Origin of the sequence: Schlesneria sp. (genome assembly GCF_036405755.1) — a bacterium.
GTDB lineage: Bacteria > Planctomycetota > Planctomycetia > Planctomycetales > Planctomycetaceae > Schlesneria > Schlesneria sphaerica.
This window is the reverse complement of record NZ_DASWWZ010000261.1, coordinates 1-2,510: the sequence shown is the minus strand read 5'-3', so window position 1 is coordinate 2,510 and position 2,510 is coordinate 1. Positions and strand designations below refer to the sequence as shown.

At 54.9% G+C, this 2,510-nt stretch carries 2 protein-coding genes; one reads left to right on the top strand and one right to left on the bottom strand.

Features of this window, described 5'->3' with window-relative positions; translation table 11 throughout:
- Positions 1 to 103: 103 nt before the first annotated feature.
- Positions 104 to 1,462 carry a transposase gene (locus VGE80_RS09130; RefSeq protein ID WP_440592434.1) on the bottom strand — a complete coding sequence of 453 codons (1,359 nt, stop codon included), beginning with the start codon at positions 1,460 to 1,462 and terminating at the stop codon, positions 104 to 106.
- Positions 1,463 to 2,240: 778 nt separating this feature from the next.
- Here VGE80_RS09130 and VGE80_RS09125 point away from each other — a divergent pair.
- Positions 2,241 to 2,510: hypothetical protein (locus VGE80_RS09125; RefSeq protein ID WP_440592433.1), on the top strand; the 270-nt coding region annotated here is incomplete at its 3' end.

Below are 2,510 nucleotides of genomic sequence, written 5' to 3'. Positions count from 1 at the left end.
CTCTCGAATGAATCCGATTTCGTCTAACAGCCTGTTGAAGAATCTGTGAATTTCAGAGGTTTCATCCGATCTTCGTATTGGCGAGAAAATGTGGCGGACAGGTTCAGAAGGCCATGCAAGTAGCCGGTATAGGGAAGTGTCGCCGATGATGGCTCCAGAGAGCGATTTTGAGCGAACGATATACTTCAATGATGGCCGAAAAACGGCCCCTGGCCGTGCGCAGCGTCCTCGGTTTGCCCATTCCGTACAGCTTGAGCATCAGGATTCCCAGGTTCCGGGTGGCAGCCACCATCAGATAGCGTTTGTTGATCTTGGCCAGGCCTCGTAACCATGTCCTTCGAGATCCCCCGGTCTGACAGACGTGGGCGAAGCTCCGCTCCACCTTCTCACTGCGAACACGCTGCAGTCGCTTTCCCTTCACTCGGCTCATTCGACGGCGGTTGTTTGCCACCGCTCTGTGCTGCTCGACAGGTTTGTCCGTCCAGCGGCGGCGGTACCGGGACTTCGGCTCCGGGATATAGGCCCGCAGGTCCATCTCCTCTGCCCCGGCTAACTGCTCGTTGGTGTGGTACCCCTTGTCAGCAACGACCTCTTCAATCGTCAGGGAACTGCCGCTCTGTTCCAAGAATGTTTGAGCCGTCAGAACGCTTGCCAGTAATGTCTGCGAATCCCCTTCCGTCCCCGTGTAAACGGTCGCGGACAGGATGACTTCACTCTCCAGATCAATCACGTGCTCGGCCTTATAACCCAGGTGGGTGCGGCCATCCTTCATCTTTACGATCCGGCTGGAAGGATCGCTCCCCGAGGCCCATTCGTCATTGGAGACCTTCTTCTTTCCTCGTTTCGCACGCTGCTGGTCAAACCGCCGTAGTTCCTCATCCGTCGGATCGTCATCTCCCTCTTCCAGCAGGCCCTCTTCCTTCATCAGCCGCTTCAGGTATGCCTTCCAGTCTTCCCCCGTGTCTTTGCGGACAATGGACTTCATCGCCGCATTCGCTTCCAGGTAGGTCGAGTCCACCCCCACCGTCTTGGCCTTCAGTAGGCCCTGTTCCTCGATCACAAACAGGATGTACTGAAAGACTTCCTCATGAACCGACAGCGGCAACCGATCACGAATACGGGTCAGGCTGCTGTGGTCAGGAGTCTCTTCCGACAGACTGATTCCCAGAAAACGCCGCAGCGCCAAGGAGTCTTCGCACCGCCAGGCGATTCCCCGCTGAGAGTCGATCCCTTCCAGGTAACCGATCATCAGCATCCGAAAGTAGACACCCGGAGGAATCGAAGGACGGCCGCCACTCTTGTAATGCGGCTGACACAACTGTTCGACGAACAGATCAAACCCGAGTTCACGGAGTAAACGATTGAGTTTGTCGTAAAACACATGACCTGGACCAGTCGCCAGACGATCCGTCTCCAGCCAGAATTCCCGCTGACTCTCTGATTCACGCTTTCCCAGCGACACCGCCAAATCCTCCCGAGACGATCTTCTCAACAAGGCCGGTCGAGTATATCACATAGGCACTTGTTGGAGGTTTTTCAACAGGCTGCTAAGATCACCAGACTTCGGATCCATCCCACCATCAGCACGCACGAGATCGCCAAGGCAACGAGGCCGATCTTGCGTCGACGTGGTGCGAAGAACTCTCGCATGCTTCCCCCAGCCTTAATGGACCTGCGTGACCCCTTCCGCTGCACTCCCTTTCGTTCCACGAGGCTCAGTCAGCCATGTGATCATGCTCACGTGATCATGCTAGTCAAGATGATTTGAGAATGACACTGACGGATCATGCTCGATTCAAAAGCAGTTGACGGGGACGGCAGGATCGGAGGGGAGATCCCAAAGTCGCTTTCGAGGGCCGACTTCGGGCATGCAGTTCGCTTTCCTTAATCACACATTGAGCAGCGCCTCCCTTCTCTACGCGACTGACGGTTCCCAGGCAGTGGCGCTATTTCGGAGCCGCTGAGCTCAACGTAACAACGCGTTCGTTAGTTCACGCCATGCAGACGCTCTGCGGCCTGAAGTTACATCCGATGACTCTTGTGTCTCACGCTTGATATGAGACACCGTCGAAGGAGTACCTCGACTCTGGCTCCACAGCACAGCCTTCATGATCCCATTGTAAACCAAACGCAATCGTTTTTTTGCTTGACCCTCGACTACCTGCAATTCATTCTAATACACCCTCTTGAGCAACCTGCTGCAATACTCTACAGTAGAACTGACACTTCGGAGTCGAATCATGGCTCGCTTGAATGCCCCTCGCATCAGAGAAGGTTCGCTTCAATATGGCCTTGTATATATCGGTATGGTCGTACTTCTGCCCGCTGCCTCGATCGCGGAACAACCCACTCTTGATGAAGCGATGAGTGCACTGGAGCGCTGGCGAGCTTCGTTTACCAGCATTCATATCACCTACGAGATCGATGCGGGTGTCATCGAGAATTCAGTGCCACGCCCGATAATCACGCTGGGTGAGTATTACTGGTCAAAAGCGAAGCGATTCTACGGG